Annotated in this window: 6 protein-coding genes; 2 read left to right on the forward strand and 4 right to left on the reverse strand. The window is 56.9% G+C overall.

Translation table 11 applies throughout. The features are described from left to right. The 4 genes from G9Q73_RS17380 to G9Q73_RS17395 form a co-directional block, all read right to left on the reverse strand. On the reverse strand, positions 1 to 225 hold the full coding sequence (locus G9Q73_RS17380) for a hypothetical protein (RefSeq protein ID WP_177420900.1): 225 nt from the start codon (positions 223 to 225) through the stop codon (positions 1 to 3). 277 nt (positions 226 to 502) lie between these two features. After that, positions 503 to 802: a hypothetical protein gene (locus tag G9Q73_RS17385; protein ID WP_177420901.1), complete on the reverse strand. Its 300-nt coding sequence runs from the start codon at positions 800 to 802 to the stop codon at positions 503 to 505. 124 nt (positions 803 to 926) lie between these two features. Next, on the reverse strand, positions 927 to 4,151 hold the full coding sequence (locus G9Q73_RS17390) for an efflux RND transporter permease subunit (protein WP_177420902.1): 3,225 nt from the start codon (positions 4,149 to 4,151) through the stop codon (positions 927 to 929). Then, positions 4,144 to 5,196, reverse strand: coding sequence for an efflux RND transporter periplasmic adaptor subunit (locus G9Q73_RS17395; protein WP_177420903.1), 1,053 nt, complete (start codon positions 5,194 to 5,196; stop codon positions 4,144 to 4,146). The genes G9Q73_RS17390 and G9Q73_RS17395 overlap by 8 nt, the downstream gene beginning before the upstream one ends. 164 nt (positions 5,197 to 5,360) lie before the next feature. Between G9Q73_RS17395 and ubiD the strand changes: the two genes are divergently transcribed. Both ubiD and G9Q73_RS17405 read left to right on the forward strand, forming a co-directional pair. Continuing rightward, positions 5,361 to 6,833, forward strand: a complete 1,473-nt coding sequence (ubiD, locus tag G9Q73_RS17400) for a 4-hydroxy-3-polyprenylbenzoate decarboxylase (protein ID WP_177420904.1) — start codon at positions 5,361 to 5,363, stop codon at positions 6,831 to 6,833. Between the two features lie 207 nt (positions 6,834 to 7,040). Beyond that, on the forward strand, positions 7,041 to 7,406 hold the full coding sequence (locus tag G9Q73_RS17405; RefSeq protein WP_177420905.1) for a nucleotide-binding protein: 366 nt from the start codon (positions 7,041 to 7,043) through the stop codon (positions 7,404 to 7,406). Positions 7,407 to 7,621 lie beyond the last annotated feature (215 nt).

Here is a 7,621-nt window from a genome sequence, read left to right on the forward strand (position 1 = left end):
TCATCGCTGCCTGAATACTGCCCGTGCGACAAAAAAGGTCAGTGCACTGGCGAACACCATCGCCATGAGCAGCAGAGGCCAGATGGCCGGAACCAACTCCCATCCCGTCGCCATCATAATCCACTCTCCTTCGCCCGCACTCTCGGAGAGAGCGAACTGTTCCACCACAGAATCGCTGTAGATCAGCAAAAGGGCGATCAGGGAAAAATAGAGGACGTAACACATGGGCGGGCTCCTGCAAAGTTCTACCCACATAATCCTGCAAACAGGGTCAACATCCGATGATTATCATCAATCCGGCTTAATTAGTGTCTATCCGGAAACAAGTGAATAATTGTAGCCTGGATGAAGCTCTGCGGAATCCAGGAAGATAAGTGGCTGATTCAAAGTCTGTTCCCGGATTACGCAAGCTCCATCCGGGCTACGCCCATTGGTTTCCAGATAGACACCAGACAGGGGCAGCACCTCGCTGCGAGGCGCGGCTCCTACGAAGATAACCCGCCTATTTAAAAAGATCCTCTGCGGCGCTCAGCCTGTCATCTCCAGGGGTCGCTGTAACGCCGCCATAGGCAGCTTCCCAAGGTTCGAAATAGTCACAGAAATTGGGCCGCTCTTTGTCGGTCACCCGTTCGGCAACAGGTTCCCGGCAATCATTGGCCAAACCGGGTTTGTAGTAACGGCAGTTTTTACAGGCATGCGTCGCCTTGCTGCAATCCGGACAACGGTCTTCACGGCTGAAGTCAGCCGCCTTCAGGGTCTGCCCGCAACTCCAGCAACGACCCTGCCAGTTCTCTCTTGTCATGAAGTACTCCCCGCCTGAATATCCTTCAGGCGATTTCGGGTTGTAGGGGTCGGAGTCAAACCGCATTGACCCTGTCATTTTTGCCGCACTGTTTATACGGTTTGACTCCGACCCCAGGCGGATACTACTCACTCTCCGCCTGGAGAGCCCCCATGCGATTCCGCATTGCGGCATAGTAGACCACTGGGATCACGACCAGGGTCAATACCGTCGATACAAACAGGCCGAAGATCAATGATACCGCCAGACCGCTGAATATCGGATCGTCGAGGATGAAAAATCCACCAGCCATGGCCGCCAGCGCCGTCAACGCGATAGGTTTGGCACGCACTGCTGCGGCACTGACAACCGCCGCCTCCAAACTCAAACCTTCCCGTACCTGCTGATTGATAAAGTCCACCAGCAGGATGGAGTTGCGTACGATAATACCCGCCAGGGCAATCATGCCGATCAGGGAGGTGGCGGTGAACTGGGCGCCCATCAGCGCATGTCCCGGCAGGATGCCGATGATGGTCAGCGGGATTGGCGCCATGATCACCAGGGGCACCAGATAGGAGCGGAACTGCGCCACCACCAGCAGATAGATCATCAACAGACCCACCGAGTAGGCGATGCCCATATCACGGAAGGTCTCGTAGGTGATCTGCCACTCGCCATCCCATTTGAGGCTGTACTCGTAGGGATTTTCCGGCTGGGAGAGAAACCACTGCTCCACACCCTCATCGCCATTGAGCTGGTCGGAAATCCCGAACAGACCATAGAGCGGGCTATCGGTATCACCCGCCATGTCACCCGTTACATAGACCACCGGCATCAGATCCTTGTGGTGGATGGAGTATTCCCGCACACTCGGCACCACCTGGACGATCTCCGAGAGCGGCACCAGCGTGCCACTCTGTGCGCGCACCCGCAGCGAGAGCACCTGCTCCAGATCGGCCTTGTCCGCATCCGAGTATTCCAGACGAATCGGCACGGCATACTTCAGGTTCTCACCGTGAAGGAAACTCACGTCTTCACCACCCAATACTGTGGCCAGCGCCTCAGCAACCGTGCTTTGAGCCACCCCCAGACGCGCCGCCTTGGCACGATCGACCTGTACGACAAACTTCACTGATGGATACTCGACGCTGTCATCCACATCGATGATGTCGGGGGTATTTTCAAAGATCTTGCGCGTCTCCCAGGCCACCTCCGTCTGCCCCTGATAGTCGAGACCATAAATCTCAGCCACCAGCGGCGACATCACCGGCGGGCCGGGAGGCACTTCGACAATCTTGGCGTTACCGTTGTACTCACGGGCGATTTTCTGCAGCGGCGCTCGCACCGACAGCGCTATTTCGTGACTCTTGCGTTCACGCAGATGTTTTTCCACCAGGTTGACCTGGATATCGCCCAGGTGAGCCCCCTCCCGCAGGTAGTACTGGCGCACCAGACCATTGAAGCCGATCGGCGACGCTGTACCTGAATAGACCTGATAGTCGGTCACCTCGTCTACGCTGGCCAGGTAGTCACCCATCTCGTCGAGCACTCGGGTGGTCTGCTCCAGGCTGGTCCCTTCCGGCATATCGAGCATCACCTGGAATTCCGACTTGTTGTCGAAGGGCAGCATCTTCAATACCACTGATTGGTTGACCACCAATGAGACCGAGATGGCCATGAGGATCAGGATGCCGCCCAGCAGCACCCAACGCATCCGATTACCCCGTGATCCCAGCAGAAACGGACGCATGACCCTGCCGAAGAAACGGCTGAGTCCGGTCTCCGCCTGTTCATTGTGGGCATGGACCGCGATCTTCTCCGCATGATTGGCCAGCACAATGTTGGTCAGCCAGGGGGTGAAGATGAAGGCCACTATCAGGGAGATCAGCATGCCGGTGCTGGCATTGATCGGGATCGGACTCATGTAGGGTCCCATCAGACCGGTGACGAAGGCCATCGGCAACAGGGCCGCAATTACGGTAAAGGTCGCCAGAATGGTGGGGCCACCCACCTCGTCCACTGCCACCGGGATCGCCTCCCGTAGATTTTTCGCGCCCATCTGCAGATGGCGGTGGATGTTCTCCACCACCACGATGGCATCATCGACAAGGATGCCGATGGAGAAGATAAGGGCGAACAGCGACACCCGGTTGAGAGTAAATCCCCAGACCCATGAGGCAAACAGGGTGATCGCCAGGGTCACCACCACAGCGGCGCCGACGATGAAGGCCTCACGCCAGCCGATAGCCAAAAAGACCAGTACGATCACCGAAAGGGTTGCAAACGCCAACTTGGTGATCAGCTTGTTCGCCTTGGCCTCCGCCGTCTCACCATAGTTGCGGGTGATGGTGACGTTAACCCCATCGGGAATGAAGGTGCCCTTGAGCTGTTCAAAACGCTCGATCACCGCCTTCGAGATATCCACCGCATTGGTGCCGGCCTTTTTCGCCACTGCGATGGTGACCGCCGGATATTTTCCGCCGGACGGCACGCCCTTGAGCTCCCCCTGTTCGCCACCGCCCATCCAGACATACTGGTTCGGCTGGTCCGGTTCATGGCTCACCCTGGCCACATCCCGCAGGTAGATCGCCCTGCCCTCCTGGACACCGACCACCAGGGAGTCGATCTCCTCGGCAGAGGTAAGGAAGGTGCCCGCCTGCACCAGCACCTCATGATTTTGTGCCGTTATCGTGATGTTGTCACGAATCCGGTTGCCCGCCTGCAGCGCAGTACGCAGATCCTCCAGATCGATGTCGTGGCCCGCCAATGCCTGGGGATCCAGCTCCACATGCACCACCCTGTCGGGGTTGCCGATGGTGTAGATATCCCGTGTCCCAGGCACCCGCTTCAGCTCAGATTCGATGGCGTGCGCCACCTGTCCCAACTCATAGGCCCCCTTCTCTGGATCTTCGGTCCACAGGGTCGCGGTGACGATCGGCACATCATCTATGCCCATCGGTTTGATGATCGGCAGACCCACCCCCAGGTTATGCGGCAGCCAGTCCTGATTGGAGTAGACCTTACTGAAGAGACGCACGATGGCATCTTCCCGGTTTTCTCCGACCACAAATCTCACCGTCAGTACCGCCATACCGGGACGGGAGGTTGAGTAGACATGTTTTACCCCGTCTATCTCCGACAACACCTGCTCCGCAGGCGTTGCCACCAAGCTCTCCACCTCTTTCGCGGTGGCGCCGGGAAAGGGGATAAAGACGTTGGCAAAGGTGACATTGATCTGCGGCTCCTCCTCACGCGGCGTAACGAGCACCGCAAAAATACCCAGCAACAGCCCCACCAGGGCCAGCAGGGGAGTAATCTCCGTGAGCATGAAACGCTCCGCGATGCGTCCCGATATCGCCAGCTTACTCATTACCGGCCTCCGCCATCTGCTGCTTCAACAGGACGCCTGCCGCAATCGGATCGATCGCCACCCGGTCTCCCGCCGAAAGCCCGGCTATCACCGCCATCTTGCCGTCTTCCGACCGATGACCCGCACGAATATGGCGGAAACGGACACGCCCACTCGCCTCGACCACATAGACAGCGGTGACTTCAGAGCGATAGACCACCGCCTCAACCGGCACAACCAGTTCCCGCTTGGTGCCTGTGACGAAGGCTGTCTTCACGAACATCCCGGGAAACAGGTCAGGAATACCCTCCGGCAGGTCGAGCCGCACCTTGAAAGTATTACTGCCGTGATGTGCAAAGGGGAAGATTGTGAGCTTGGTCGCTTCCACGAACACACTATCCGGCTGCTGTACCCGTGCCTTACCGGTCTTGCGAATGATGGGTATAAGACTCTGTGGTACGTCCACCAACACCCGTAGCTGATCCAGCGAGGTGCCACTCATCAGCTTCTGACCCGGCTGGGCGATCTCGCCCACCTCGATAAGACGATGGGTCACGATGCCGCTATAGGGCGCTCGGATCCTTGTGTACTCCAACTGCTCACTGGCCTGCACCAAACCCGCACTGGCAGCATCCTGACGGGCACGGGCCGACTTCAGGCTTGCGTTCGCCTTATCCAGCTGTGACTGAGAGACCAGATTTTTGCCAGACAGCTCCTTGGTGCGCACATATTCATCTTTCGCCTCCTGCAATCGCGCCAAGACCTCCTTCAGGTCGGCTTCGGCCTGATGCAGGCGCGCCTTCTGTTCGGTATCTTTCAGGGTGATGAGTAACTGTCCATTTTCGACATAGTCATCCACATCAAAGAGAATCTCCTGCACCTGACCCTGGGTCTGGGCGGAGACCGTAGTCTGATTGATCGCTTCCACCATACCGTCGAGACGAAACTCCCTTGGGGTCTCACGGAAATCTGCCTCCACTGTGGTCAATTCAGCAGATGCTGACAGCGGGAACAGGCTGAGTATGACAAAATGCCACGGCCGCCAAACTTGCTTATTTAATTTCATGGGATTGTCCCGATTACTATATTAGATTTTGCTTATATTAGCCCTAAATCAGGATAATTCAAGTTTCTTATGCCACATAAAATAAATTTTGGTCACAAAATACCGCTCAACCCACCCGCTCTGGTAAGGTTTGCGATCAGATAATGGAAATACCTATATAACCCATGCAATACCAGGATCTGCGCGACTTTATCCGGCAACTTGAATCCCGGGGCGAACTGAAACGCATTCAGTTGGCGGTTGATCCCAACCTCGAAATCACCGAAATCTGCGACCGCACCCTGCGGGCCGGTGGGCCCGCTCTGCTGTTCGAAAACGTAAAAGGCTCCCGCTATCCGCTGCTGGGCAACCTCTTCGGCACCCCGCAACGGGTCGCCATGGGCATGGGTGAGGAGAATGTGGAGGCGTTACGGGAGGTCGGCAGACTGCTGGCTTTTCTGAAAGAGCCCGATCCGCCAAAAGGAGTGAAGGACGCCTGGCAGAAACTGCCAATCTTTCGAAAGGTGCTGGATATGGCGCCGAAGGAGCGCCGCAATGCCCCCTGTCAGGCGCAGATCCTTGAAGACGAAACTGTCGATCTGGCCGATCTGCCAGTGCAGACCTGTTGGCCTGGTGACGCCGGCCCACTGATCACCTGGGGACTGGTGGTGACCCAGGGTCCCAACAAGTCACGACAGAACCTGGGCATCTACCGCATGCAGGTCATCGGTCGCAACCGGGTTATCATGCGTTGGCTAGCCCACCGCGGCGGCGCCCTGGATTTTCGGGAGTGGCAGGAGAGTCATCCGGGAGAACCTTTCCCTATCGCCGTGGCGCTGGGCGCAGACCCTGCCACCATTCTGGCAGCGGTAACGCCGGTGCCCGACACACTTTCAGAATACGCCTTCGCCGGCCTGTTGCGGGGCAGCCGCACAGAGGTAGTGAAGTGTATCGGCTCAGACCTGCAGGTACCCGCCTCTGCTGAGTTTGTGCTGGAAGGCCATATCCATCCGGACGACATGGCGCCCGAAGGGCCTTTCGGCGACCACACGGGTTACTACAACGAGGTAGAAAGTTTTCCGGTCTTCACCATCGAACGCATTACCCACCGCGAGAACCCCATCTATCACAGCACCTATACCGGGCGGCCACCGGATGAACCGGCAATCCTCGGCGTGGCGCTAAACGAGGTCTTCGTACCGATCCTGCAGAAACAGTTCCCGGAGATCGTCGACTTCTACCTGCCGCCGGAGGGTTGCTCCTACCGCATGGCGGTGGTGAGTATGAAAAAACAGTATCCGGGGCACGCCAAGCGGGTGATGATGGGGGTCTGGTCCTTTCTGCGCCAGTTCATGTACACCAAGTTCGTCATAGTGGTGGACGATGATATCAACACCCGTGATTGGAACGACGTCATCTGGGCTATGACCACTCGCATGGACCCCGCGCGCGACACCACGCTGATCGAAAACACCCCTATCGACTATCTCGATTTCGCCTCCCCGGTTTCCGGATTGGGTTCAAAGATCGGTTTTGACGCCACCAATAAATGGCCGGGAGAGACAAACCGGGAGTGGGGCACGCCGATTGTCATGGACGATACGGTCAAGCAGCAGGTCGACGACATCTGGGACAAACTCGGCATCGACTCACCCTGACTGTCGACCTTCCCAGGATTAGCAAGCGTTCATCCAAAAACACTGTTTTAACCACGAAGTGCACGAAGCACACAAAGATAATTTGTTGTTAATCAATTTGTTACCTTCGTGCTCTTCGTGATCTTTGTGGTTAGATATGGGTTTCTGGACAGACACTAGCTACAATTCGAAGTGGTAATCCGTCCAACGACCATTAGGAAACTCGCCATGCGCTCCGTCATGTTGATGAATGCCAAAGGTGGATGCGGCAAAACCACACTGGCCACCAATATTGCAACCTGGTATGCAGACGAAGGTCTCAAGGTGGCACTCGCCGATTTCGATCCCCAGAAATCCTCACTGGACTGGCTAGAGGCGCGTCAGGACTACGCAGGCATCCCCGACATCCAGGCGATCGATGCCACCGACGAACCCATCAAGACAAAAAAGGGGACCGACCTGCTGATCATGGACGCCCCGGCCGGCACCCATGGCAAGGCGATCAACAAGATGTTAGCGGGTCACACCTGGTCCGGTACTGCTCGCCCATCGATTATCCGTAGTTCGCAGCCGCTTTCGAAGAGTTACTGGTAGCAACTGACTTCCTGGGCATCAGACCCGCATCGGCATCGTCGCCAACCGTACATGAAAAGAATCTCATCATCTACCACGAGTTGGTGTACTTCGGCCACCTGGCGTGCCGGTGATCACCCATCTGAGAGAGCAAAAATTACATCCAGCTTGCAGAGCGGGGTTTGGGCATTTCACTGGCGCCTCACAGGAGCAATATGTAACTGAACCATACAACA

Origin of the sequence: endosymbiont of Lamellibrachia barhami (genome assembly GCF_011947365.2) — a bacterium.
Classification (GTDB): Bacteria; Pseudomonadota; Gammaproteobacteria; order Chromatiales; family Chromatiaceae; genus QGON01.